Genomic DNA, 26,497 nt, shown 5'->3' with positions numbered 1-26,497 from the left:
AAAACGATGATGGCTTAAGGTTGTTCGATGATAAGCCCGTTTATTAGGCACCAGTAACTGATGTTCTTTCAATAAAGAAAATAGCCGATCACGACCAATAACCATCTGTTTTTGCTTTAAAATAAAATGTAATTTACGCCCACCCAGTCGAGGTTGTAAGACTCGTTCAGATTTAACAACATCAATAATGGCCGAATCTGCTTTCTTTCGTTCCTCAGTTCTATCCAGCCTCTTGTAATAAGCCTGTCGGCTGATCTGCATAAAACGGCAAGCAATTGTTACGGTGAGGTTTTTAACCGTTTTTTCTTTAATAACTCGGCTTTGCGCTTTTTTGACAAACGAACTCCAAAGTCTCTATCCATGACTTTAACCACAGCTTCGAAAAAATCGGATTTAAGCCGAGCTTCTTCAAGTTCCTTTTCAAGGATCTTAATGCGTTGTTCCGGCGTTTGTTGTTTAGAAGATTGGGTCATAGCTGAACCTCTATAAAAAGTATCAGGGGTACCGTTTGACCAATCTAACCTACCATGCTTACGAAGCCAAACTAAAACAGTAGAGCATCCTTGTATACCATAGTGATCTTGGGCTTGTTTATAGGTTATTTCGCCTTTTTCAACTTGGTCAACAAGCTGTAATTTAAAAGCGAGAGAATAATCGCGTTGAGTCCGTTTAGTGATTGGTTTCATTACATTCTCCAATTTCAGATTGGAAAAGTGTCAACCTTATTTAGGACGGGTCATTTTTTATATTTAAAGCCCTTAGTAATAAGGGCTTTTTTTTGTATTAAAATATAGATAAATAAGGGATTGTTTTATTATGAGATAAGGAGTCATCATGAAAGTAAACAACACTCGTTTTCAAACTAATTTAATAAAAGATATCGATATAAATAAAAAAGAAAATCATAAAATAAAAAATGAAATTAATAGTATTTTAAATAACTTCAATAATTTTTATGTGGGAGAGAAGAGTAAAACTTTTTTATCTAAGTTGTCTTTTTTTATAAAGAAAATATTTAATTTAAAGACTGATTTGACTTTTTTGTTAGATAAAGGACAACATGCTAAGATAAATAATTTATCCACTCTTTTTGACAGAGATGGGCAAATAAAAACTAATAAATGTAGACTAATAAAATCTGACTTTGTTAGTTTTAAGAAAGAGACATTAGAATCATTCTTTTTAAGTTTAAATATAGCAGTGAAAAATGATTCTTATGATATAGCTAAAAAAATAATACAAAAATATCTTTATGAAAAATCCAAAACAAAAGAAGACTTCATTACTATAATGAGTATCTCTTTAGATGTGATTAATAATTACGAAAAAGAACAATTTGAACAATTGAATATACATAATCCAGAATGTTCTAGTATGTTAAATTATATTAACTTTAATTATAGACAATGTATTGACACTGCAATAGATTATACTTGTAAAGAGCTTGATGGAAAAATATCCCATAAAATGAGTAATTCAATAATGTATTTAGTTAATACAATACATGATATTTACTCGATGGAAATGGAGAAAAATCTAATTATAAATATAACTAAAATTTTTATTGATAAAGCAAAAAAGTATAATGTTGGAAATTATAATAATGATGGTTTTATAAAATCAATATTAAATCTCTTGGAAAATAAATTGAAAAATAGTGAGGGCGTAAAAGAATTTGTGGATAGTATGCTTGAGTCAGGATTATTAGAGTCCAATGATATTATTAAATCGGAAGAAAAAACAGCAGGGGATGAATATTTTATATCTGATTTTAATCGAAAAATGAAAAGTTTTTTTAGTAAGAATAACTATGATGATGAAATAAAAAATAATATTGCCAATGTTATTAGAGATAATTATGAAACAATTTTAGATAAAATGAGAAATAAATCTAATCGTCTTGAGAATGAAATGGTTTTGCTGGATATTATTGATTATTTAAAGAGTGATAATGATTTAAGTTTAAATTTACTATAAATAAGTTATTCCTCTTTAATAAATTTTATTAAAGAGGTTTTTTATTTAACTCAATGCGACTTTAATACCTAAACCAATCAGTACTACACCTAACACTTTATCAATTCCTTTTTGGATTTTATTAAGCACTCTTCTGACAGGTGCGCTTTGGATTAATAAAACCAATAAAGGCCAGTAAACTATGGCTAAGCCCCAAATAATAAAGGTATACCACAGCTTTTCTCCAATGCTTGAATCAACACTTAATACCTGAGTGAAAACGGCAAGAAAAAACAAAGTAGCTTTAGGATTGAGTAAATTACAGAGAAAGCCTTGCATAAAGGCTTTTTTAAAGCTGATCTGCGAATGCTTATCTAAGTTTTCATCAATCGAATGATTAGATTTTGACAGCAAACTCTGAAAACCAATCCATAGCAAATAAGCAGCACCAGCATATTTCAAAATGGAAAAGAGCCAAGGTGTTGTTGTGATAAGAACGGCAATACCTGCAACACAATATGACATATGCACAAGTAATGCTGCCACAATTCCAATTGCAGTCATCATTGCTGCAGATCGTTGATAACGCGCCGCATTTTTTACAACGAGAAAAAAGTCTGGGCCCGGTGAGATCATACCAAGTAAAGCAATTGTAAAAACGACTAAAGAAGTTTCAAGCATAATAGCGCCTTGTATATAACAATATTATAATGATTGAATCTTATATGATTAAGTTAACACTTCGAGTATAAAGCAATTATTTATTATCTAGGAAGCATAATTTGTATCGACTCAGGTTTTAGCTTTACGTATAGTGTGAGCAGTTTTTTTCCCATCTTTACCCGTAGGTGTGTAAATGAATATTAGTTTAATCGCAGCATTAGCGATGGATCGCATTATTGGTATGGAAAAGGCAATGCCTTGGACATTACCAGGTGACCTCGCATGGTTTAAAAAGAATACGCTAAATAAACCCGTTATTATGGGCCGGGTGACTTATGAATCTATTGGGCGTCCTTTACCGAATCGTCTCAATATTGTGTTAAGTAGCCAACCAGGAACAGATAGTGAAGTTGTTTGGGTGAAGTCTGTAGAAGAAGCTTTGCAAGCTGCTGAAAATCATGATGAAATTATGGTTATCGGTGGTGGTAAAGTGTATGAGCAATTTTTACCTATGGCTAATACACTCTATCTAACACACATCGATGCTGAAGTAATTGGTGATACAACATTCCCTGATTATGAGCCTGATGAATGGAATTCTACCTTTATGGAATATCATGAAGCTGATGAAAACAACTCTCATAACTACTGCTTTGAAATATTAAAAAGAAGAAAATAACAAGAATTAAATAAAAAGGGAGATTAAATATCTCCCTTTTTATTATTCCTATTTTATTAATATAAGAATAATAAAAAATAAGAGTTATTATACTAACTAAGAATTTTATTTATAAAAGTTTATTATTTAAAAGTAATCATTATTTATATTTTAATAAACTCACTTTATAAGAATAATATATGAGACATTAATCAATATATAGATTTTTTATTCTCAATATTGTGGTTTTCCCTGCTTATTTCGCATCGAAAAAAAATAACATATTGATTAATAACGATTAGTTTTTATTATTTTTTATGGTGTTCGTTTTTATACAAGAAATGTTCTTTTTAGTATCAAAAAATAAATTAGGTAAAAATAAGTAGGGTGGAATGAGTAAAGCGCAAAAATTGAGTTTTTACTTTTTGCGCTTGAAATGAAGATAATGAAAAGGGTTACTTAGGTGCAGATAGACTAGCTTGAGTGAAATATTGTTTATCTTCCCAGCGCAAGCAAGTGAGGTTTCCTCCCCAGCAACACCCAGTATCGAGAGCATAAACATTATTAGGGGTGCCTTTTCCTTCAAGAGAGGCCCAATGGCCAAAAATAATGCTATAACCTTCCGGAAGTTGACTCGGTAAATCAAACCAAGGTTTTAATGGTGCAGGGGCTTCTAATGGCTTGTCTTTACAAATCATATCTAATTGACCATTAGGGAAGCAGTAGCGCATTCGAGTGAATGCATTGGTACTAAAGCGTAATCGTGCTAAGCCAGTAAGTTCTGGTGACCAATTATTGGGTAGATCGCCATACATTGAATTAATAAATAAAGGATAGCTATCACTACTTAAAATGGCTTCGACTTCACGAGCACACATTTTTGCAGTTTCTAAATCCCACTGTGGTGTGATCCCTGCATGTGCCATAATAATTTTCTTTTCTTCATCAACTTGAAGCACAGGTTGGCGTCTTAACCAATTAATTAACTCATCGACATCTGGGGCATTGAGTAATTCATTAAGTTTATCTCTTGGTTTATTCCGGCTAATTTTTGCAAATACACCTAAAAGATGAAGGTCATGATTACCCAAAACAAGTTTTAGAGAAGAGCCTAAGCTTTTTACAAAACGTAGCACTTCAAGTGAGTCTGGTCCTCGAGCAACAAGATCACCGGTTAACCATAATGTGTCCTGTGTAGGATCAAAATTCACTTTATCAAGAAGGTGGCGCAGTTCATGGTAACAGCCATGAATATCACCAATTAAATAAGTTGCCATAATTAATTTATCAATGTTGGAAGTGCAAGGCGGAAAACAGGGATCTCTATTTGAAATAATCGACCGTCAGTATCAATCATTTCATAATGGCCTTCCATTGTTCCCATCGGTGTTTCAAGAACGGCACCACTGGTATAGCTGTAATGCGTACCAGGTTCAATCAGTGGTTGCTCACCGACAACACCTTCACCCCGAACTTCTGTCGTATTACCTTGTGCATTGGTAATTAACCAGTAACGGCGCAGGAGGCGAATTGCACATTTATTCAAATTATGAATTGATACCGTATAAGCGAACACATAGCGTTCATCTTCAGGAGATGATTGGCTTTCAATGTAAACACTTTGTACTTGTATCGCCACTTTTGATGAGGTGAACATAATGCCTCCTGTCTCTGGCTTTATCTTATGCCTGTGTATCTTGCTTTTGCGATAACCAGTTTGCCACTTTACAGTATTGCTCAACAGAAATATTTTCTGCCCGAGCAGTCGGATCGATCCCCAGAGCAACCATATCTTCTGCTGTTAGCAATCCACCTAGACTGTTACGCAACGTTTTGCGTCGCTGGTTGAATGCTTGTGAAGTAATACGGCTTAGCATTGCAATATCCGTAACTGGATATGGCTTTTCTTTGTAAGGGATCAAGCGAACAACGGCTGAATCAACTTTGGGTGCGGGTTTAAATGAAGTTGGTGGAACTTCAAGTACAGGAATGATTTGGCAATAATATTGTGCCATCACACTCAAGCGACCGTAAGTTTTGTTGCCATGACCTGCAACAAGACGGTTAACCACTTCTTTTTGTAACATAAAAGTCATATCAGAAATGGCATCAGCAAAACTGAAAAGATGGAACATAAGTGGTGTGGAAATATTATAAGGCAAGTTACCAAAGACACGCAGAGGCTGCTGACGTTCTTTTGCTAATTGTGCAAAATCAATCGTCATTGCATCTTGCTGAATAATGGTCAGCTTGTCTTTTAATGTAGGATGAACTTCTAAACGAGCAGCTAAATCACGGTCGATTTCAACTACTGTCATTTTATCCATTCTCGCGCCAACTGGTTCTGTGATAGCACCTAAACCGGGGCCAATTTCAACAATGGCTTCACCGGGTTGTGGATAAATAGATTCAACAATACTTTCAATAATATAGCTGTCTGTTAAAAAGTTCTGCCCGAAGCGTTTGCGGGCAAAGTGCCCCTGATGGACTCTATTATTCATTACAATTTTGTATCATATTAATGGCTAAATTTAATGCGGTGCAAAAACTGCCAGCATCTGCGCTTTTTGTACCTGCAAGCTCAAGGGCTGTGCCATGATCAACAGAGGTACGAATAAAGGGAAGACCGAGTGTTATATTCACTGCACGACCGAAACCTTCATATTTTAGCACAGGTAATCCCTGATCGTGATACATCGCAAGTACAGCATCAGCATGTGTTAAATATTTAGGCTGAAAAAGGGTATCAGCAGGATAAGGTCCATGGAGACAAATACCTTGCTGACGTAATTGTGTTAATGCAGGCTCAATAATATCAATTTCTTCACGCCCCATATGACCACTTTCCCCTGCATGAGGATTAAGGCCACAAACGTAAATTTGAGGTTCTGCTATGCCAAATTTAGTTTTTAAATCATGATTTAAAATGGTGATAATTTCATGCAGTAGTTCACCTGTAATTGCATCAGCGACATCTCGTAGAGGCAAATGTGTGGTTGCCAATGCGACTCTTAATGTGTCTGTTGCTAACATCATGACCACTCGTTCACAGTGACTACGATCGGCAAAGAACTCGGTGTGTCCTGTGAAATGCACACCCGCATCATTAATAATTCCTTTATGAACGGGGCCGGTTACTAATGCAGAGAATTCGCCATTAAGACAGCCATCACAAGCACGAGCTAATGTTTCTACAACGTATAATCCATTGCGCGCATCTAATGTACTTGGAATAACATTGGTATGAAGGGCAATAGGGAGTACACAAATTTGGCTTGGTGTGTGTGCTTGAGGAGGTGTTGCCCGATCGTATTCAACTAATGAAAGAGGCAGGTTTAATAATTCTGCTCTTGTTTTAAGTAACTGAGGATCAGCACAAACAACCCAAGGTAAATCCCAACTCATTTGTGCTAATGAGATAATCAGGTCAGGACCAACCCCGGCTGGTTCGCCGGGGGTGATAACAAGTGGTTTTATTTGCTTAGTTTGCATTATTCTCGTTCATTATTTTCACATAAGCCCCTACTCGTAGCTCTTGCATCCAGTTTTGTACTTCTTCATTAAACTTACGATTAAAGAGTAAACGGTATGCTTGTTCTTTATTAGCGGCATCTGTTTTATCAACACTACGTGTGTCTTCTAATTCAATTAAATGCCAGCCAAAATTTGAACGAACAGGTTGGCTTAATTCGTTTTTATTTAAGCGCATTAACGCATCGCGGAATGCTGGATCGTAAACGTCAGGCATTGACCATCCTAACTCACCACCACGTAATGCTGAACCAGGATCTTCAGAGTACTCTTTTGCTGCATCAGCAAAGCTCATTTTGCCACTACGAATATCGGCAGAAATTTGCTGTAATTTGGCATAGGCTTGCTCATCATTCATGATTGGAGAGCTTTTCAGCAGAATATGACGACTTTTAACTTCAGTAACAGAAAGGGTATTAGTTCCACCACGAATATCGTTTATTTTGATAATGTGTAAGCCAACACCTGAGTGAAGAGGCCCTACAATTTGCCCTTTCTGTGCATTAGCTAACTCTTTCGCAAACAGTGTTGGTAATTCATCAATAGATGCCCAACCCATATTACCGCCATTTAAAGCTTGTGGATCAGCCGAATAAGTTGCTGCTAACTTACCAAAATCAGCACCATTTTTAAGTTGATTCATTATGCGAGTAATGACTTGCTTTGCTTTTTCCATTTCTGCTGGAGCAGGGTTTTCTGATAATGGAATTAGGATATGGCTCAGATTAAGATCAATACTTTGACTTGCTTGGCTTTCAATTTGCTTAGCAAGAGAATCAACTTCTTGAGGCAAAATAGTAATACGGCGGCGAACTTCATTGTTACGTACTTCTGCCAGCATCATTTCTTTACGAATATCTTGGCGATATTCGTTGTAAGAAATGCCATCAGCTAAGAGGCGTTTTTTCATTTGATCAAGTGAAATTTTATTTTCAGCAGCAATACCTTGAATGGTAGATTCTACCGCAGCATCAGGAATATCAATTTGCATTTGCTGTGCCATTTGCAAAATGATGTTATCCATCACCAAACGCTCTAGAATTTGTTGGCGAAGAACTTGCTCATCAGGCATTTCCTGGCCCGCACTTTTTGCGTTCATTTTGACAGTCTGTAGCATTCTATTGACGTCACTTTCTAGAACGACACCGTTATTGACGATAGCCGATACACGGTTTAATTCTTGTGCAGCAAATGTTGTTGAGCTGGTAGCTGCACCGACCGTGATCATTAAGCCGATAAACAGCGTTTTCCAATTTTTCATAAGTTTCCCATTATGTGTTTTCCGCATCTTGTTGCGGGATGACATATTTATTCAGCCAATTCCGTAGTCTGATTAAATCAGAATGCTCTTTGATAAGGTAAGATACCGCGTTCAAGCATTTTCTGGCTACCCAAACTATGATTGTTACTTAGGCCTCTGAGTTCCACGTTGATTGACCATTTATTGTCAATATCACTGTGGTCAACTTTCCAGCCAACAATTTTTCGTTCATAACCGACGTTCACAGCCCAGCAACAGGTATTATATTGCACACCAACCATCTGGCTAACAGGTTCGGATTCTTTAGTATCAAAGTAATAAGCACCCACAAGACCCCAGCGTTCTGCTAATGGCCAACTGCCTACAACACCAACTTGCGAAATACCTTTTTGGTATTCAGGAAGTTTATTAATACCACCATCGTAAGGACGAACACGTGTTGCTTGGATATAATCACGATCAACATAACGATAACTCAACTGTAGAAGATGATCGCTATCGGCGCGATATTCCATAATCGCATCACCCATTGATACGCTACCTAAACGACGGTCATATTGTAAACCACCACGCATACCTACGGTATCAGTGATCCGCCAGTAGGCATCACCCGCCCAGACCATTGAACCTGTCTCATCTTTACTATTAATGATTTCATTACCAGTAGAAGAAGGACCTGTTCTCGGGCGCTCAAAGAAGTAGATTTGACCTACAGAAATGTTAAAACGTTCAACCAATTCGCTATCATAAAAACGAGAAGTTACACCGGTTGTTAATTGGTTTGCAGATGCAATGCGGTCTAAACCACCATACATTCTATCGCGGAAAAGTCCGCCATAGTTTGACTGTAATAACGCAGAGTCAAAGTTATTGATATTGGATTGATCTTTATAAGGAACATAAAGGTACTGAACCCGAGGTTCAAGGGTCTGTGTAATATCATTGGTTTGATATTGACGCTCAAAAACCACTTTCATATCAGATTTAAACTGTGGTAATACACGATTAACACTGTCATCTAATTGGTTAGGGTATCTTTTCTTATAAGCATCAGGAATGTCCTGATCGTAATGGGTTGCCATCACTTTCAGTTCATTATTAAAGCTAGCCCAACCTGTAGATGCAGGGAGTGAAATCGTTGGTTCGATATGGAAACGATTTGCTTCAGGTGTATTTTCACCCACGCTGGTAAAACGCACAAACTGAGCATAAGTTCGGAAATCAAATGGCCCGATATCATTCTTATAATAATTCAGATCAAGCTGTGGCTCGGCACGATAAGCTCTTGCATCTTTATTATCAGAGAAAATTTGGAACTGTTTAGTGGTTAATGTGGCATTCCAGTTCTGTTGTGCATAACCCGTACTAAATTTCTGAGTTGCATAACCATCAGTGGTATTACCGTATTGAGAGGTAAAATCAGTGAAGTATTTGTTGTCACTTACTTTCGTGTAATCGATATTAAATCGCCATACATTGTTCATGACACCACTGTGGCCCCAGTAGAATAACCAACGTGTGGCGGTATCACGAGGAAGATAGCCTGCTTTATTTTCTTCTTTGTCTTTATTGTATTGGCTATCGTGATTAATCCAATCTACAGCAATCGTACCGCGTCCTGGTGTTGTTAAATAACGGAATTCGTTATCTAATTTTAAACCACGGCGGCTGATATAGTTAGTTGTAATAGTGGTATCATAATTAGGGGCGATATTCCAATAGTAAGGGAGTTGGAAATCAAATCCTGAACTACGAGAATAGCTTCCGTTTGGAATTAAGAAACCAGAGCGACGTTTATCACCGATAGGTAATTGAAGGTAAGGGCTGTAGAAAATAGGAACATTAGCAACGCGAAAGCGTGCATTCCAAATTTCAGCAACTTGTTCTTCGCGATCTAAAATGACTTCAGAGCCGACAACGCTCCAGCTATCATCGCCAGGTAAACAAGAGGTGAACATACCTTTATCCATAATGGTATAGCGGTTTTCGCCACGCATTTGCATCTTATCGGCATAACCACGGCCTTGGCGGCCAACCATCTGGTAATCACCTTGTTCAATATCCGTATCTTTATTATTAAGATTAGACCAAGCACGAGGGCCTTTTAAGATGATTTGAGGATCATCATAAGAGACATTTCCTGTCGCGGTCACCATTCTTAATGGCGTTTCTCCCTCAGTTTGTGTCAGTTCAACACTGTCTGCACTTAAGGTTTGGTTTCCCTGTTTAATATCAACATCACCTTTATATTTGATCATGCGAGGATATTCACCTTGCATATCATTTGCAGTGATAGTGACAGGCAAGTCATTAGGATCGCCTTGTACTAATGGTTTGTTATAAACGGGAACTCCCAGTAAACATTGGGAGGCAAGATCAGCATAAGCAGGCTGACCGTATATTGTGGCCCAAACTAAGGTGGCCAGCAGTGTGGGATAACTTTTTTTCATAAGTATTTATGTGCTTCCGTCATCAGTGGCTTCATGCTGATAAACAGCCAGAAACTAACGCAGGGAGTTATGCGACACCAGCCCAACGTTCTGAACATTGTTCTAACGGTAACCGAAAAGTAGGCGTAAACCTCATTTTTTCGATGTTTCTGTGTTGAAATAGGGTTATAGCCTTATTAGAAACAAAAAAACACCGCGCTGATGCGGTATTTCGTGCGGTCTAATAACGCTAAAGTTATTCGTTTGGTCACTCATTTTACTTTAACACAATTTAAACGAAAACAGCATTACCTCTGTCCAAAGAGAAACAGTAAATATCTTCATTTTAAGAAAAAGTCTATTTAGACGTCGCTTGGTGTTAGGTGTGCAAGCAAATGAATAGTATGATAATGCAAAATTGCAGGCAGAGCATTGAAGATTTGAGGAGTCTATGCGCTATTGGGGAAAATTATTAGGCCTTATCATCGGTAGTTTTGCGGGGGTAGGCTTCTGGGGCATTGTTATTGGTGTTTTTCTTGGACACCTCTATGACATGCAACGAGGTAAATTAGGAAGTGGTGGGCGCTATACTCGTGATAGACAAGCTTTTTTCTTTGCTGCAACTTTTCAAGTTTTAGGACACCTAACAAAATCAAAAGGGCGAGTCACTCAAACGGATATCTCACTTGCAAGTGAATTGATGGATAGGATGAATTTGCATGGAGTGGGGCGTCAAGCAGCTCAGCAAGCATTTAGAGAAGGTAAATCACCCGATTTTCCCTTAAGAGCTACCTTGCAACGTGTTCGACAAATTTGTGCTGGTCGTCGTGACTTACTTCAGATGTTTCTGGAAATTCAGTTACAAGCGGCTTTTGCCGATGGCCAATTGCACCCGAATGAAAGAAAAATGTTGTTTATCATTATTGATGAGCTGGGTTTTTCGCGTGCGCATTTTGAACATATATTAGCAATGATGCAGGCTGGTCAAAATTTCCACTATCAAAATAGGCAAGGATATCAGCCTCAACCTCAAGGCCCAACACTCGCTGATGCGTGTAAGGTACTTGGTGTTAATGAGACCGATGATGTTAAAACCATAAAAAGGGCTTATAGAAAATTAATGGGAGAACATCATCCAGATAAACTTGTAGCGAAAGGTTTGCCACCAGAAATGATGGAAATTGCAAAACAAAAAGCACAGTCTATACAAGTTGCTTACGATTTGATTAAAAAAGAAAAAGGATTTCGTTAACATCTTGTAAAAGAAGATGAGAAAAGAGAGAATTATTTCGTGATAGAGATAACTTAGGTTGAGTTGAGTTTATTATTTATCACGGTAAAATATAAGTGAAATTTAATTATTTCATTCTCTCTTCTCTTAAAAAAGGAACTATATCCATGTCAAACGTCCGTGTTCTTGTTGGGGTTATGGGATTAGCGCTTTGCCTGCTCCTTGCTTCATTGAGTTCAGTGACTGTTTTAGTGTCATAAGACATTAAAAATCGGCAAGGCATTCAAAATGTATCGGGGATCGAAAAGCAGGATGCGTAATAAATAATTCCTGAGCATGTAACTGCAGGCGAGGTGCCATCGCTCTTGCCTGCGGATGTGCATAAAAGCGATCCCCTAAAATAGGATGCCCCAACGCTAACATATGTACCCGCAATTGATGTGAACGCCCCGTAATTGGCGAGAGTTTGACTCTTGTCGCATTCTCTTCATACTCCAGCACCTCATAAAAAGTTTGCGCGGCTTTCCCTGTTTCATGACAGACTTTTTGTTTTGGTCGATTTGGCCAATCACAAATTAATGGTAAATCAACCAATCCTTCTTCTTTTTCGACATGGCCCCATACACGAGCAATATAGGTTTTCTTCGGCTCACGCTCACGAAATTGACGTTTTAGCTCACGTTCAGCTTCTTTATTTAGTGCAACAACAATGACGCCACTGGTTGCCATATCTAAACGATGTACACATTCGGCATTAGGAAAATCAGCTTTAATGCGCGACATAATACTGTCGTTATGCTCTGGCGCTTTGCCCGGCACAGACAGTAATCCACTGGGTTTATTGACGGCAATAATATGCTCATCTTGATATAAAATATGTAACCAAGGATCAGTCGGCGGGTTATAAACTTCCATCATGGTGGGTATCTCATCAAAACAACGGGGAGTAAAAGACTCCCCGCTTTAATGGTAATTATTGGTGGGTAACAACAATTAAACGTATTGAATCTAAACGCCAATTTGCTTCATCTAAATGATTAAGAATATGGGTACGCTCATTTTCAATCGCTTCAACTTCATCATCACGAATATTTGGATTTACAGCGCGTAAAGCCTCTAGGCGTGATAATTCATGTGTTAATACGCGATCAGCTTCTTCTTTTGCTTTTTGAATAAGTCCTTTCGCTTCGACTTCCATTAACGGTTCAGAAGCTTTGAGTACATGGTGTACTTCGCTTTGTACCGCATTGACCAGTTTGCTAGAAGTATGGCGGTTAACCGCATTTAATTGGCGATTAAAACTTTCAAACTCAACTTGAGAGGCTAGGTTATTACCTTTTAGATCAAGTAATAAGCGAACGGGTGTTGCTGGTAAAAAACGACTTAAGTGAAGATGTTTAGGCGCTTGCGCTTCTACGACATAAATTAGTTCAACTAACAATGTTCCCACTGGTAATGCTTTATTTTTTAATAAAGAAACGGCACAACTTCCTGTATCGCCAGACAAAATTAAATCTAAGCCATTACGGATAATGGGGTGTTCCCAACTGATAAATTGGGTATCTTCACGAGATAGTGCTTGCTCTCTATCAAATGTGATAGTGCAACCATCTTGTGGTAAGCCAGGGAAATCAGGCACTAACATATGATCGGATGGCGTTAAAATAATTAAGCTATCACTGCGATCTTCTTGATTAATACCGACGATATCAAACAGGTTCAACGCAAAGTTAACTAATTCAGGATCATTATCTTGAGCTGCAATTTCACCCGCCAATTCAACGCCCACTTCACCACCATTAGAGTGTATTTCTAATAGACGGTCACGGCCTTGCTCAAGTTTAAGTTTCATTTCATCATGCTGTTTACGACAAGCCGCAATAAACTCGTCAAAGTCAGCTAATTCATTGGGTTGAGCAAGATAATTAACTAACGCATCATATTTACTGTCGTAAATAGTACGGCCAGTTGGGCAAGTATGTTCAAATGCATCTAATCCCTCATGGTACCAACGTAACAATACAGATTGTGCTGTACCTTCCAGATAAGGAATGCTGATATCAATGTCACGATTTTGACCAATACGATCAAGACGACCAATACGTTGTTCTAATAAATCAGGGTTAAACGGCAGATCAAACATAACCAGTTGGTTTGCAAACTGGAAGTTACGTCCTTCTGAGCCGATTTCAGAACACAATAAAACTTGCGCGCCTTCTTCTTCGGACGCGAAATAAGCTGCAGCGCGATCGCGTTCAAGTAAAGACATTCCTTCATGGAAGACAGCCGCACGAATAGCTTCACGCTCGCGTAAAACTTGCTCTAATTGCAATGCAGTTGCCGCTTGCGCACAAATAACCAGAACTTTTTCATTGCGATTTGCAGTTAAGAAACCGAGCAACCATTCAACACGAGGATCAAAGTTCCACCATGTTGCGTTTTCACCTTCGAATTCTTGGTAAATGCGTTCAGGGTAGAGCATCTCTTTCGCACGAACTTCGAGACTCTTTTTCGCTGCCATAATTTCAGCAACTTTAATCGCTGTTTGATATTGTGTTGGCAGTGGCATTTTAATCGCATGAAGTAAGCGATTAGGGAAACCTTTCACACCAGAGCGTGTATTACGGAATAACAGACGACCCGTTCCGTGTCTGTCCATTAACATATGGATAAGCTCTTGGCGAGATTTAGTGCGTTCTTCGCCTTGGGTATTTGCTGCTTTCAGTAATGGCTCAACATCTTGCTCACTAATCATTTCACTGATGATATTTTGTTGTTCGGTATTTAAATCATCTTCTGATAGCAAAATAGTGACAGCATCGGCAACAGGGCGGTATTTTTGTTGCTCATTGATAAATTCGTTGTAGTCATGGAAACGACTCGGATCAAGCAGACGTAAACGAGCAAAGTGGCTTTCTTGGCCTAACTGCTCAGGCGTTGCGGTTAATAGCAACACTGAAGGAATAGATTCAGCTAATTCTTCAATTACTTGATATTCACGACTTGGTGCGTCTTCACTCCACACAAGGTGATGGGCTTCATCGACAACTAGCATATCCCATGTTGCTTCAACGAGATGTTCAAAACGTTGCTTATTTTTACGCACAAAATCTAAAGAGCAGATGATCATCTGTTCTGTTTCAAATGGGTTATCGCTATCTAACAAGGATTCGCTATAACGGCTATCATCAAACAGTGAAAAACGCAGATTGAAACGACGTAACATTTCAACTAACCACTGATGTTGTAAGCTTTCAGGCACGATAATTAACACACGCTCAGCACGGCCATCCATTAACTGTTGATGGATAATCATACCGGCTTCAATGGTTTTACCCAGACCCACTTCATCAGCTAATAAAACGCGAGGGTTATGACGTTTACCCACTTCATTGGCAATGTAAAGCTGATGAGGAATAAGGCTTGCACGAATACCACGTAAACCGCTTTGTGCTTGTTTAAATTGTTCGCTTAAGAATTTACGTGCACGATAGCGTAAGGCAAAGCGATCCATACGATCAATTTGGCCTGCGAAAAGGCGATCTTGTGGTTTATTAAAAGTGAGTTTGTTATCTAAGAACACTTCACGTAATTGTGCGGGCTCTTCGGTGTCTAAACGTGCACCTTGATAGATAAGAAGGCCATTATCTTCTACAACGTTATCGATGGCGAGTTTCCAGCCTTCGTGACTGGTGACGGTATCCCCCGCATTGAACATCACCCGCGTTATTGGGGCATCATGACGGGAGTAAAGGCGGTTTTCGCCACAGGCAGGGAAAAGTAAGGTCACCATGCGGGCATCAACTGCCACAACAGTACCCAGTCCAAGCTCGCTTTCAGTATCGCTAATCCAACGTTGACCAAGAGTAAAAGGCATATATATAAACTCAGCTCTCAAATATATAATTTAGGAATTATTAATGAATGCAGTATTGCGGTGTTGTCATTAAAATTTGTGGGATAAAAATGCCTATTCTTGAAACAAGAAAAGTTAATTATCACCAAAGGGGCGTTATGTTAATAGATGCAAAGCAAACCGTCACCTGCAAAATGACACATCTTAAAATGTGAGCGTCATTTGTCCATTTAACAAGGTTGAAAAATCATCTTGTATAAAAGGCAGGATAGCATCTGCAATCGGCATTAACTGCTTATTGATATAGTGTTCGTAATCAGGTGCAGCGGTAATGTGCTCTAATGGTTCAGGTCCCAAGAGGGTAATTATATAACTAATCCAACCGCCTTGCTGATATTGTTGAGGTCTATTTTGGGATAAATTATATTCGTCAGCTTTACGTGCAGCTTTAACATGAGGGGGAACGTGGTGCTGATATTCTGATAATTTTCGACGTAACCGTTTACGATACACTAATCTATCATCATGTTTTCCCGCAAGCGTATCCGCGACATAATCACGAATAAACTGCTGGTAAGGTTGTTGATGAAAAATACGAGTATAAAGCTCTTGTTGAAATTTCTGAGCAAGGGGAGTCCAGTCTGTTCTGACGGTTTCTAATCCTTTAAACACCATCTTATCATTGCTTAATCCTGCATAACGCTTTTTACTGCCTGTTTCCATCCCTCGAACAGTTGGCATTAAAAAACGACGATAGTGTGTTTCATACTCCAGCTCTAATTTGCAATCAAGTTGATAGGTTTCAAAAAGGTGTGTTTTCCACCATTGGTTAACCTCTTGTACTAACTGATGCCCAATTTGTTGGGCTTGTTGTTCAGTATGTGGCGATTTAAGCCAAACAAAAGTAGAGTCTGTATCACCATAAATAACTTGATAACCTTTAGCTTCAATTAATGCCCGAGTTCTTTTCATAATCTCATGACCACGTAAGGTAATTGAAGACGCTAGACGAGGATCAAAAAAACGACATCCCACGGAGCCTAAAACACCATAAAAAGCATTCATAATAATTTTGAGTGCTTGAGAAAGTGGGGCATTTTTATGTAATTTTGCGTTATCTCTTTCGTGCCAAATTTGCGACACAATAGTGGGTAAACAGTGCTTCTCTCGCGAAAACCACGCTTGGCGAAAACCTGGAATAGCCAGTTTTTCATCGGGTTGATGTGTTCCTTCAATCATTCCAACAGGATCAATTAAAAAAGTACGAATAATTGAGGGGTAAAGGCTTTTGTAATCAAGCACAATAACCGAATCATATAAGCCGGGAGCTGAATCCATAACAAAACCACCGGGGCTATGTTCTTCGGGTTTTTCTCCTTGGTTAGGCGCAACATATCCAATGCGGTGCATTGAAGGGAGATAAAGGTGTGTAAATGCAGCTACAGAGCCTCCACTTCTATCAACAGAAAGTCCTGTAACACAAGCTCTTTCTAATAAAAACGCCATAAGAGATGTGGCATCAAAAATGCGGTTTACTAAAACACAATCTTGCCAGTTATAGTAGGCTAACGCAGGCTTATCTTCTTTAAAACGTCGATTAATTTCATCCATTCTGGCATAAGGTGTATCAATGGCTTTACCTTCCCCTAACAGGCTTTGCGCGACTGATTCTAGGCTAAATGAGGGAAAATTCCATGTCGCCATTTTCAGTGCTTCAATACCATCAATAATTAAACGGCCTTGTGCAGAGGCAAAAAAATGTCCTTTTTTAAATCCATGCTCGCGCCACTCCAATGGATTGTTTTGGCGGCCTAGTAGCAAGTTGACGCCATAACGTTGCGCATGGGTATGTAAAATACGTAAATCGAATTGAATTAAATTCCAGCCAATAATGGCGTCGGGATCGTAATGTTGTATCCACTCATTAAGTTTTTCAATTAAACGCAATCGGCTACTGACATAACATAATCGATAACCTTTGGATTGCTGACTCTCATTCTCTGTAGATAAATTATCTGTCAGCATAAACACAACATTATCGCCACAACCCGCAAGTCCAATAGAGTAAAGTTCACCGAATTCGCTGGTTTCAATATCTAAAGACACTGTTCGCAGTGTAGGGCGATAATCAGGTGCGGGTTTTAGTGTCACGGTATTGTTTTGTTGATAACGAAACCAAATTGGTGCGGTGATAAAACGTTCCATCATATAACGTTCATGAGGACGTATATCGGCTTCATAAAGACGTATGTGATGCTCTTTGAGTTGCTGTTCTAGTTGAGTGAGTTGTCGGTGTTGTTTGCAGTAGACGCCAAAAACAGGCTGTCTTTCAAAATCTTTTAAATCGAGAGGGCGAATTTCTATATCAGGATTTTTATTCACAAGTGAACGTAAAACGGTTTCATGTTGACGAGCAACAAAGCCAATCGCTTGTTGCAACGGAACTGTGACTTTACGAGGGCCATTTTCTGTCGCTAACCAATAGGAGACGACGATACCTTTTGGGGTGTCGCTCCAGTGGCGAGTGAGAATAAAGCCTTGTTCAGTATGGTCAACCATGGGCACCTAATACACACAAAAATTCGCTAAAGATGTGTTTATTATAGCCAAAATAGTGGTTATTTATACAGTTAATTTAGGGCATATTTAATTAGAGGGAATACCTAAAATAAGTGATTGATCCACTTCACCATTTATCAACGATTGTGTATTACCATCATACACAATTGTTCCGTTATCAATCACAATTGCTCTTGAGGCAATCTTGATAGCATCTTCTAAGCTATGTGAAACCATCAATAAGGTCAGTTTTTTTTCTTCACAAAGTTGTTCTAGTAAAGCCAACATTTCAATACGCAAAGCGGGATCGAGTGCAGAAAAAGGCTCATCGAGCAATAAGATAGGTTGTTCACGTACGAGGCAACGAGCAATGGCAACACGTTGGCGCTGACCACCTGATAATTGTGAAGGTAAACGGTCAAGATATTCATTTAAAGAAACTTGCTTGGCTCGGTTTTCTAACAGTATTTTTTGTGTATCTGTGAGTTTTAACCCTGGATCTAATCCCAAGCCAATGTTTTGTCTAACTGTTAAATGAGGAAATAAATTATTATCTTGAAATAACATAGAGATAGGGCGTTTTGCAGGTGCAGTTTTAGTGTGATCACAACCATTAAGAAAAAGGATTCCTTTTTCAGAAGGTAAAAATCCAGCAATTAAACTGAGTAAGGTACTTTTCCCCGCGCCACTTGGGCCTAATACGGCGATACGTTCACCGGTGTTTACAGCTAAGTTAAACACAAGGTGTTGGTGTTCATAGGTATAAGCAAGGTGCTCTAATTTAATCATGAGATTTTCCTGCCAATCGTTCTATTAGGCTAAAAAGAGAGAAGCAAAGTAGCAATAAGATCATGGCTGTGACAGCACCATCTTGCGTGTGATAAGCCCCAATTTGCTGATAAAGATAGAAAGGAAGTGTTCTAAATGTTTCATTACCAAATAGAGCAACAATACCAAAGTCACCAATAGAAATAACACAAGCAAAAGCAAGTGCTTGTGAAATCGGTTTTCTTAATGCTCGTAACTCGATCCAACGAAGTCGATTGATACCCTGAATATTAAGCGATTGACATAAAAGTCCATAACGTGAAGCAATATCATTCATTGGATTTTCGAGCACTTTTAAAGCATAAGGAATGGCAATTAATGCGTTGGTTAAAATCACTAATGTATATGGTGATTCAGGGAGTCCGATTGTATTGTTTAATAACAAGAAAAAACCTGTTGCCAATACAATGCCCGGCATTGCCAGAATAATCAACCCACTCATTTCCATAGCTTGCCCCGCTTTTTTAAAGTGACGTAGGCGAAGTTCTCGGCTACTCCATAGCAACATCATTGTTAATACAACACAAACAATACCTGCGCCAATCGCAATAATGAGAGACGTTGTAAAAGCCTGCCAAAGTATGGGTTGTTGTATCACTCGTATTAATTCGCTGTTAAGACCATCTGTTATCACCGCTAAAATAGGGGGGACTAAAAAAAGGATCGCGAGCATAATAATCAGAGTATCGGTTATTTTGCTAAAGAGAGGATCATTGGGATCACGCCAATGCTGTTTTTGGCTATCTCCGACAAAGAGTGTACCTTTGAGTTTTTGGCTGATAAGCACTAAGCCTAAACAGCAAAAGAGCTGGATCAGTGCTAAAAGTGCAGCACGATGTAAATCGTAGTCATAACTTAATGCTTGATAAATTGCTAGCTCAACGGTTGTTGCCGCAGGGCCTCCACCTAACGCCAGTACAGTAGCAAAGCTTGCAAAACAGAGCATAAAAATCAGTGACGCAGTGGGAAGTATTTGTCGCCATAAATAGGGAAATTCCAGAAAGCGAAAACGCTGCCAACCATTCATGCCTAATTGTGAGGCTAACTGGCGTTGTTCTGGCGAGATACTTTCGAGAGCTTGTAACAGCATTCGGGTTGCTAATGGCATATTGAAGAAGACGTGTGCCAATAAAATGCCTTGTAAGCCATAAGGGGTAAATTGGTAATTAATCCCCAGCCATTCACAAATTTGAGCAATCCAACCGACTCTTCCATAAACCGTTAAAATACCAAAAAGTGCCACTAAAACGGGTAGAACAAGGCTCATGGCACATAAACGTAAGAAAAGTGTTCTGCCTTTAAATTGGCGTCGATAAAGTGCTTTAGCGAGCCAAATGGCAGGTAATATTGAAAATAAGGCAGATAAAAAGGCTTGCCAGAAAGTAAAGCGCACGACATGCCATAAATAGTCATCAGCAAAAATAGAGGATAATTCGCCACTTGGCGCATTAAACCATAATGCACCAAATGACAATAAAGCCACAATAAGCAGTAAACCCGAGGCACATAGCCCCGGGATAAGCCATCTTCTCATTAGCGACTAACCGCAGATTGCCAATTACGCGTCCATGTTTGGCGCTCTTTAGCGACAACATCGGCATCAAATTGCAATGATTTTTCTGGTTTAGGCATCACCGAATAGACATCTGGTAATGGCATATCTATTACGGGATACATCCAATTGGTGGTAGGAATTGTTTCTTGGAAAGCCGGAGTGAGCATAAATTGCATAAATTGCTGAGCTAATTCAGGTTGTTTACTCGATTTGAGTTTAGCTGCAACCTCGACTTGTAAATAGTGTCCGTCAGAGAAAATAGCCGCTGCATAGTTATCTTTTTTATCCGCTAAAATATGATAACCCGGAGATGAAGTATAACTTAGCACAAAATCACCTTCACCTTTTAAGAATAAGCCATAAGACTCACTCCAACCTTTTGTAACGGTAAGGGTTTTCTCAGATAATTTCTTCCATTGAGAGGCGGTGTTTTCAGGATAAAGTGATTGCATCCATAGCATTAAGCCTAAGCCTGGTGTACTGGTACGAGGATCTTGATACAGTATTTTCCACTTTTCTTGGCTATTTAGTAACTCATCCATGCTTTTGGGTGGGTTAGCAATACGGTTTTTATCATAAATAAACGCAAAGTAACCGTAGTCATAAGGTACAAAGGTGTCGTCAGTCCATTTTTCAGGTAAGGCGAGTTTTGATGTATCGATATTGCTTGGTGCAAAAAGCCCAGTTTCTTTGGCCGCATGTATCAGATTGTTATCCAAACCTAAAATAATGTCAGCTTTACTCTTGCCACCTTCCATACGTAAGCGATTTAGCAAAGAAACACCATCAGAAAGGGCAACAAGCTTTAATTCACAATCACACTGTTGTTCAAATGCTTTTTTAATGGCAGGTCCTGGGCCCCAATCTGCGGTAAAAGAATCATAAGTATATACAGTGAGTGTCGGTTTTTGAGTATTAGCTTGCGCTGAGAACGTGCTTATTACACTCAGTGCACCCAGTAGGAAAGTAAAGCGAAGCGATTTAGTTAACACATTTAGTTCCTCAGTAAAAAGTCAGGAAGGATCTGAGGAGTGAGGACTGCAAATTATAAAAGATTGCATCATCCTGACTCAAATCCCTACGCCAGTATTAGCTGGATCAGGTTCCACGGGTTTTTCTCAGCCTAAAAAGGCACCCCGTTGAGACTTTCCCATTGTAGATAAATCCACGCGTTGTGCAAAGTCTGTTGATAGAGGTTTACCGTCTGTGAGTAGTATGAAACAATGAGTTATCTTTCAAATTTGGTTATTGAGGTAGTCTAGTGATCGATGATGATGGCTACCGCCCGAATGTAGGGATTGTAATTTGTAATCGGCAAGGGCAAGTGCTTTGGGCTCGTCGCTATGGGCAACATTCATGGCAGTTTCCTCAAGGAGGAATTAACCCTGGAGAATCGCCAGAGCAGGCAATGTACCGAGAGTTGTTCGAAGAAGTTGGGTTAAGTCGCAAGGATGTTAAAATTCTTGCCTCCACACGTAACTGGTTACGTTACAAGTTGCCTAAGCGTTTGGTGCGTTGGGACACAAAACCTGTTTGTATTGGACAAAAACAGCGTTGGTTCCTTTTGCAGTTAACAAGTAATGATAAGGACATTAACGTTCAACAAAGCAAAACGCCAGAATTTGATGGCTGGCGTTGGGTGAGTTATTGGTATCCCGTTCGACAAGTCGTCTCTTTTAAACGCGATGTTTATCGTCGTGTAATGAAAGAGTTCGCACCAGTAGTCATGCCATTGCAAGAACAAATGTCTTTACCTCGTCCATCGTATGGATATCGGCGTAAAAGGTATTAGATAACACTATGCTGACACGTTTGCGAGAAATTGTAGAAAAAGTGGCTATGGCAGCAGGGCTTCCAGAAGCACTTGAACTCTTAGTCAAGGAAACGTGTCAGGCAATGCACACGGATGTGTGTTCTATTTATCTTGCTGATAAGCAACGTAGTTGTTTTTATCTAATGGCCACAAAAGGGCTTAAAAAACCCAGAGGACGTGCTGTTAGCCTCTCGTTTGATGAAGGCGTTGTTGGTGAAGTTGGACGCCTTTCTGAGCTTATCAATCTCGCGGATATTCGTGAGCATCCTAGTTTTAAATACCTTCCTCAAGTAAAAGAAGACGATCTGCGTGCTTTCCTTGGTGTACCTATTGTTTATCGTCGTCAACTCCTTGGTGTTTTAGTTGTTCAACAAAAAGAGCGTCGCTTATTTAACGAGAGCGAAGAGTCTTTTATGGTGACATTAGCAACACAATTAGGCGCAACATTATCGCAAGTACAAACTAAAGGGCTATTTGGGCAATACCGTCAAAGTCGCATTAAAGCGTTATCGGTTTCGACCGGAGTGGTAATGGCTTATGGTTGGCAAGAAATTTCCCAGCCAGTTCTTGAAAATGTATTTAAAGCTAGCGCGCTTGATATTAAGGCGGAATTAAATCGACTCACTGTGGCTTTAGAAGATGCTACGGCAGAATGTCGCCGTTTTAGTAAACGTTTTATGGCGAATGCACAAAAAGAGAGTGCCGCCATTTTTGATCTCTACTCGCATCTACTTAATGATCCCCAACTTAAACACAAAATGACAGCGATTATTACTCAGGGATATGTCGCAGAATGGGCTGTAAAAGTGGTTGTTGAGAAAGTTTCGTCACAATTTTCTAGCCTGAAAGATGGCTACATGAGAGAAAGAGCCTCCGATCTAAAAGCATTAGGACGGCGTTTATTATTTCATTTAGATGATGAAGTCAGTTCAACCAATATTTGGCCTGAGCGCTTTATTTTGGTGGCAGATGAATTAAGCGCAAGTTTATTGGCAGAATTACCTGAACAACAACTTGCGGGTGTGATTGTGCGAGATGGTGCAACACACTCTCATTCAGCGATCCTTGTTAGAGCAATGGGAATTCCCGCGATTATGGGCGCGGATATTCAACCTGAACTTTTACATAATCGTATGCTTATTCTTGATGGTTATCGTGGTGAGATTTTTATTGAACCAGAGCCTTTTATTACTCAAGAATATAAACAGATTATTGATGAAGAAAGTGTATTAAGCCAGATTGCAGAAGATCAATTAGAACAGCAAGCTGTTCTCAAAAATGGTGAATCGGTTAGTGTTCAATTGAATGCGGGATTAAATATTAAATACGAGCAACGTATTAGCGTGGGAATAGACGGTGTTGGTTTATATCGGACAGAAATTCCTTTTATGCTACAAAGCGGTTTTCCATCAGAAGATGAACAAAAAAATCGCTATCGTGAAATACTCTCTTTTTTCCCTGATAAACCCGTTGTGTTACGTGCATTAGATGTGGGTGCAGATAAACAACTTCCTTATATGCCCATTAATGAGGAAAATCCTTGCTTGGGTTGGCGAGGAATAAGAATATTACTCGATCAACCTGAAATTTTCCTTATTCAGCTTCGTGCTATGCTAAAAGCAAACCTCGAATTTAAAAATTTGAAAATATTGTTGCCGATGGTGACAAGTATTGATGAAATTGACGAAGCGAGAACATTGCTATTACGTGCATGTGATGAAGTGAGTCGAGAGTTAAAATGTGAATGTGCTCTACCACCGTTAGGTATTATGCTTGAAGTTCCCTCGTTGGTATTTATGTTGTCACAATTAGCTAATCGGGTTGATTTTATCTCTATTGGAACAAACGATTTAACTCAATACTTGCTTGCAGTCGACCGTAATAATACCCATGTTGCATCACTCTATGATAATTTGCATCCTGCATTATTGCGTTCATTGAGTTTGATTGCGACACAATGCCAATATTACCAGTTACCAATCAGTGTTTGTGGCGAAATGGCAGGAACACCTATCGGGGCATTGCTGTTAATAGGGCTTGGTTTTAGGCAGTTAAGCATGAGTGGACGTAGTTTACCTAGGGTAAAATACTTATTACGCCATCTTGATCCTGTGGTGTTACAGCCTTTTATGCAACAAGTGTTGCAAGCTGAAACAGCAACAGAAATCAAAAAATTGTCTTCTGAATTTATGGAAAGGCAGGGATTAGGTGGATTAATTCGCGGAGGTATCTGACATGCCTTTGTATAAGCCTTTTCTGTGTTGGTGATAAAGAGCAAACACAGAAATTATTAATTAAGTGAAGTAGGGAATAATGAGTATAAGCTACCTTAAATTTCCAGAGATTGATCCCGTTATGTTTTCTATCGGGCCTGTGTCATTACACTGGTACGGTATGATGTATTTAGTTGGATTTGTCTTTGCCTTATGGCTTGCAAATCGACGAGCCGCAAAACCGAATAGTGGTTGGAATAAAAATGAAGTTGAAACATTACTTTATGTCGGTTTTGTTGGTGTGTTTATCGGTGGTCGCTTAGGTTATGTTTTATTCTATAATCTGCCAGTCTTTTTAAATGATCCTCTTTACCTCTTTAAAGTTTGGGATGGCGGTATGTCGTTCCATGGTGGTTTAATTGGGGTAATTTGTGCCATGATTTGGTTCGCAAAACGTACTAAACGTGGATTTTTTCAAGTGGCTGATTTTGTCGCGCCTTTAATCCCGTTTGGTTTAGGTTTAGGTCGTATTGGTAACTTTATTAATGGTGAGTTATGGGGTCGCGTCACATTAGATACGCCTTGGGCCTTCTTATTTCCAAACTCTCGTTCTGAAGATCTTCAGCTTGTTGCTCAAGATCCATCAACGCTGCTACCTATTATTCAAGAATATGGGGTTTTACCTCGTCACCCTTCACAACTTTATGAAATGTTGTTAGAAGGGGTAGTGTTATTTATTATTCTTAATATTTTTGTGCGTAAAAATCGTCCAGTAGGCAGTGTATCGGGTCTATTCCTGATAGGTTATGGTGCATTCCGTATTATTGTTGAATTCTTCCGTCAACCTGATGCGCAATTAGGACTATTTAGTGGTGTGAGTATGGGACAATTACTCTCAATTCCAATGATTTTGTTGGGCATTATTTTTATGGTATGGGCTTATCGCCAAGATAAAAAAACACCACAAAACCCAACACCAACTCACAAATAGTGTGAGATAAATTTTTATTATTAGCTAATTAACAAGAGAGACAACATGAAGCAGTATCTGGCATTGTGTCAACGCATTATCGATGAAGGACAATGGATTGATAATAAACGGACAGGAACCCGTTGTTTAACGGTGATTAATGCCGATCTGGAATATGATGTTGCGAATAACCAATTTCCGTTAATAACGACACGAAAAAGTTTTTATAAAGCCGCAATAGCAGAACTGTTAGGGTATCTGCGAGGCTATGATAATGCAGCACAATTTCGTGAAATTGGTTGTAATACATGGAATGCCAATGCGAATGAAAATAGTGCATGGTTGAATAATCCTCATCGAAAAGGTGAAGACGATATGGGTCGTGTTTATGGCGTTCAAGGACGCCAATGGCAACGCCCTGATGGTTCTCATTTTGATCAACTGCGTAAAGTAGTAGATAACCTGACTAAAGGTATAGATGATCGTGGTGAAATCATTACATTTTACAATCCAGGTGAAACGGAACTAGGTTGCTTACGCCCTTGTATGCATACGCATACCTTTTCACTTGTTGGTGATACCCTTTATTTAACCTCTTATCAGCGTAGTTGTGATGTGCCATTAGGTTTGAATTTCAACCAAATTCAGTGCTTTGTCTTATTAGCGCTGGTGGCTCAAATTACAGGACATAAACCGGGTAAAGTATTTCATAAGATAATCAATGCACATATCTATGAAAATCAATTACCTCTAATGCGTGATGTGCAGTTAAAAAGAGAGCCTTTACCGTTACCAACGTTGCATATCAACCCAAAAATAAAAACATTGGAAGATATCGAAACATGGGTAACAACGGATGATTTTACTGTTGAAGGCTATCAATGTCATGAAGCAATAAAATATCCATTTACGGTGTAATTTCTCCTTTGCTTTTAAAGCCCCTGTTTAGTGATAAACAGGGGCTTTTTTATTGG

At 38.9% G+C, this 26,497-nt stretch carries 21 protein-coding genes, 1 pseudogene and 1 riboswitch; of the genes and pseudogenes, 8 read left to right on the top strand and 14 right to left on the bottom strand.

Features of this window, described 5'->3' with window-relative positions:
• Positions 1-686 (bottom strand): annotated as a pseudogene (locus tag GWI68_RS20215) (IS3 family transposase); the annotation flags it as partial.
• A gap of 148 nt (positions 687-834) precedes the next feature.
• On the opposite strand from GWI68_RS20215, the gene GWI68_RS03500 reads away from it, so the two are divergent.
• Positions 835-1,977, top strand: coding sequence for a hypothetical protein (locus GWI68_RS03500; RefSeq protein ID WP_166539400.1), 1,143 nt, complete (start codon positions 835-837; stop codon positions 1,975-1,977).
• Between the two features lie 45 nt (positions 1,978-2,022).
• Here GWI68_RS03500 and GWI68_RS03495 read toward each other — a convergent pair whose 3' ends face one another.
• Positions 2,023-2,637: a LysE family translocator gene (locus tag GWI68_RS03495; protein ID WP_166539399.1), complete on the bottom strand. Its 615-nt coding sequence runs from the start codon at positions 2,635-2,637 to the stop codon at positions 2,023-2,025.
• A gap of 175 nt (positions 2,638-2,812) precedes the next feature.
• Between GWI68_RS03495 and folA the strand changes: the two genes are divergently transcribed.
• Complete coding sequence (folA, locus tag GWI68_RS03490) at positions 2,813-3,298, top strand: type 3 dihydrofolate reductase (RefSeq protein WP_166539398.1); 486 nt, start codon at positions 2,813-2,815, stop codon at positions 3,296-3,298.
• Between the two features lie 434 nt (positions 3,299-3,732).
• Here the strand turns inward: folA and apaH are convergent, their stop codons facing one another.
• Genes apaH through lptD form a run of 6 tightly spaced genes read right to left on the bottom strand, consistent with a single transcriptional unit; the run spans position 3,733 to position 10,519 of the window.
• Positions 3,733-4,554: a bis(5'-nucleosyl)-tetraphosphatase (symmetrical) ApaH gene (apaH, locus tag GWI68_RS03485; RefSeq protein ID WP_166539397.1), complete on the bottom strand. Its 822-nt coding sequence runs from the start codon at positions 4,552-4,554 to the stop codon at positions 3,733-3,735.
• A 2-nt stretch (positions 4,555-4,556) separates the two neighbouring features.
• Complete coding sequence (apaG, locus tag GWI68_RS03480; RefSeq protein WP_109409103.1) at positions 4,557-4,934, bottom strand: Co2+/Mg2+ efflux protein ApaG; 378 nt, start codon at positions 4,932-4,934, stop codon at positions 4,557-4,559.
• A gap of 25 nt (positions 4,935-4,959) precedes the next feature.
• The gene (gene rsmA, locus GWI68_RS03475) at positions 4,960-5,778 is read right to left on the bottom strand and encodes a 16S rRNA (adenine(1518)-N(6)/adenine(1519)-N(6))-dimethyltransferase RsmA (RefSeq protein WP_166539396.1); all 819 of its coding nucleotides are present in this window, start codon (positions 5,776-5,778) and stop codon (positions 4,960-4,962) included.
• The gene (pdxA, locus tag GWI68_RS03470) at positions 5,771-6,769 is read right to left on the bottom strand and encodes a 4-hydroxythreonine-4-phosphate dehydrogenase PdxA (protein ID WP_166539395.1); all 999 of its coding nucleotides are present in this window, start codon (positions 6,767-6,769) and stop codon (positions 5,771-5,773) included. The genes rsmA and pdxA overlap by 8 nt, the downstream gene beginning before the upstream one ends.
• Positions 6,759-8,096, bottom strand: a complete 1,338-nt coding sequence (gene surA, locus GWI68_RS03465; RefSeq protein ID WP_166539402.1) for a peptidylprolyl isomerase SurA — start codon at positions 8,094-8,096, stop codon at positions 6,759-6,761. Before surA ends, pdxA begins: the two co-directional genes overlap by 11 nt.
• Before the next feature lie 50 nt (positions 8,097-8,146).
• Positions 8,147-10,519, bottom strand: coding sequence for an LPS assembly protein LptD (gene lptD, locus GWI68_RS03460; protein ID WP_166539394.1), 2,373 nt, complete (start codon positions 10,517-10,519; stop codon positions 8,147-8,149).
• Between the two features lie 8 nt (positions 10,520-10,527).
• On the opposite strand from lptD, the gene GWI68_RS03455 reads away from it, so the two are divergent.
• Positions 10,528-10,677, top strand: a complete 150-nt coding sequence (locus GWI68_RS03455; RefSeq protein WP_162557006.1) for a hypothetical protein — start codon at positions 10,528-10,530, stop codon at positions 10,675-10,677.
• 272 nt (positions 10,678-10,949) lie between these two features.
• Positions 10,950-11,750: a co-chaperone DjlA gene (gene djlA / locus GWI68_RS03450; protein ID WP_166539393.1), complete on the top strand. Its 801-nt coding sequence runs from the start codon at positions 10,950-10,952 to the stop codon at positions 11,748-11,750.
• 243 nt (positions 11,751-11,993) lie between these two features.
• On the opposite strand, the gene rluA is transcribed toward djlA, so the two are convergent.
• The 6 genes from rluA to thiB all read right to left on the bottom strand — a co-directional run bounded on the left by rluA (position 11,994) and on the right by thiB (position 21,519).
• Complete coding sequence (gene rluA, locus GWI68_RS03445) at positions 11,994-12,647, bottom strand: bifunctional tRNA pseudouridine(32) synthase/23S rRNA pseudouridine(746) synthase RluA (protein WP_109409097.1); 654 nt, start codon at positions 12,645-12,647, stop codon at positions 11,994-11,996.
• 55 nt (positions 12,648-12,702) lie between these two features.
• Complete coding sequence (gene rapA, locus GWI68_RS03440) at positions 12,703-15,606, bottom strand: RNA polymerase-associated protein RapA (RefSeq protein ID WP_166539392.1); 2,904 nt, start codon at positions 15,604-15,606, stop codon at positions 12,703-12,705.
• A 183-nt stretch (positions 15,607-15,789) separates the two neighbouring features.
• The gene (locus GWI68_RS03435; protein WP_166539391.1) at positions 15,790-18,144 is read right to left on the bottom strand and encodes a DNA polymerase II; all 2,355 of its coding nucleotides are present in this window, start codon (positions 18,142-18,144) and stop codon (positions 15,790-15,792) included.
• 87 nt (positions 18,145-18,231) lie between these two features.
• Entirely contained in the window at positions 18,232-18,933 is a 702-nt protein-coding gene (gene thiQ, locus GWI68_RS03430) for a thiamine ABC transporter ATP-binding protein ThiQ (protein ID WP_166539390.1), read from the bottom strand.
• Complete coding sequence (thiP, locus tag GWI68_RS03425) at positions 18,926-20,506, bottom strand: thiamine/thiamine pyrophosphate ABC transporter permease ThiP (protein ID WP_166539389.1); 1,581 nt, start codon at positions 20,504-20,506, stop codon at positions 18,926-18,928. Before thiP ends, thiQ begins: the two co-directional genes overlap by 8 nt.
• Complete coding sequence (gene thiB, locus GWI68_RS03420; RefSeq protein ID WP_166539388.1) at positions 20,506-21,519, bottom strand: thiamine ABC transporter substrate binding subunit; 1,014 nt, start codon at positions 21,517-21,519, stop codon at positions 20,506-20,508. The genes thiP and thiB overlap by 1 nt, the downstream gene beginning before the upstream one ends.
• Before the next feature lie 65 nt (positions 21,520-21,584).
• A riboswitch (TPP riboswitch) is annotated at positions 21,585-21,676 on the bottom strand.
• Positions 21,677-21,788: 112 nt separating this feature from the next.
• Between thiB and rppH the strand changes: the two genes are divergently transcribed.
• The 4 genes from rppH to GWI68_RS03400 all read left to right on the top strand — a co-directional run bounded on the left by rppH (position 21,789) and on the right by GWI68_RS03400 (position 26,441).
• Positions 21,789-22,319 (top strand): RNA pyrophosphohydrolase, encoded by a 531-nt coding sequence (rppH, locus tag GWI68_RS03415; RefSeq protein WP_109409091.1) that lies wholly within the window; start codon positions 21,789-21,791, stop codon positions 22,317-22,319.
• Between the two features lie 8 nt (positions 22,320-22,327).
• Positions 22,328-24,574: a phosphoenolpyruvate--protein phosphotransferase gene (gene ptsP / locus GWI68_RS03410; RefSeq protein WP_109409090.1), complete on the top strand. Its 2,247-nt coding sequence runs from the start codon at positions 22,328-22,330 to the stop codon at positions 24,572-24,574.
• Positions 24,575-24,653: 79 nt separating this feature from the next.
• Positions 24,654-25,544, top strand: coding sequence for a prolipoprotein diacylglyceryl transferase (lgt, locus tag GWI68_RS03405; protein ID WP_166539387.1), 891 nt, complete (start codon positions 24,654-24,656; stop codon positions 25,542-25,544).
• 45 nt (positions 25,545-25,589) lie between these two features.
• Positions 25,590-26,441: a thymidylate synthase gene (locus tag GWI68_RS03400; RefSeq protein WP_166539386.1), complete on the top strand. Its 852-nt coding sequence runs from the start codon at positions 25,590-25,592 to the stop codon at positions 26,439-26,441.
• Positions 26,442-26,497 lie beyond the last annotated feature (56 nt).

The sequence above is a fragment of the Proteus sp. G2669 genome (assembly GCF_009915245.1).
Lineage (GTDB): Bacteria > Pseudomonadota > Gammaproteobacteria > Enterobacterales > Enterobacteriaceae > Proteus.
Note: the sequence above shows the minus strand (reverse complement) of the source record. Positions and strands in the feature narration are given on the sequence as shown.